General features: G+C 71.0%; 1 protein-coding gene. It reads left to right on the forward strand.

All coding sequences use genetic code 11. From position 1 onward, the window contains the following. Positions 1-137 precede the first annotated feature (137 nt). On the forward strand, positions 138-599 hold a 462-nt coding region (gene tatB / locus B8460_RS01345), incomplete at its 3' end, for a Sec-independent protein translocase protein TatB (protein ID WP_084623096.1).

A 599-nucleotide genomic window follows, 5' to 3' on the forward strand; every position in this document is an offset into this window, starting at 1 on the left:
GGCCCACGCCGAAGGCGCGCCCGCCGAGGGCGGGCCGCCGACCGCTGCCGCCGACGCGCGGGAAGGGGGCGCCGGGGAGGCGGGCTGACGCGCGTCCCGCTTCCTGCTACGCACCGCGGCCGGAGATACGTTCTGTCATGTTTGACTTCGCCTGGTCCGAAATCGCCGTCGTCACGGTCGTCGCGCTCGTCGTGATCGGACCGAAGGACATGCCCGTCGCGCTGAAGGCCGTGACGGACATGATCAAGAAGGCGCGGCGCATGGCGGGCGAGTTCCAGACCCATGTCGACGAGATGATGCGCGAGGCCGATCTCGGCGAGGTGCGCGAACAGTTCAACGAGATACGCAACTTCAACCTGCGCAGCACGATCGAGCGGGCGGTGGACGGCGACGGAACGATCCGCCGCACCCTGACCGAGAACCCGCTCGCGACGCCGGCCGGGACGTCCACTCCGATCAATCCCATGCACCCGACGCCGCCCACCATCGTGCCGGCGCAGCGGGCGGTCATCCGGACGATCGGGCCGGCGCCGGTGCCCACCACCGTCACCAATCCGTTCGACTTCACCCGGGCCGGCGGCGCCGTCGTCGAGCCCCTC

The organism is Acidisphaera rubrifaciens HS-AP3 (genome assembly GCF_000964365.1).
GTDB lineage: Bacteria > Pseudomonadota > Alphaproteobacteria > Acetobacterales > Acetobacteraceae > Acidisphaera > Acidisphaera rubrifaciens.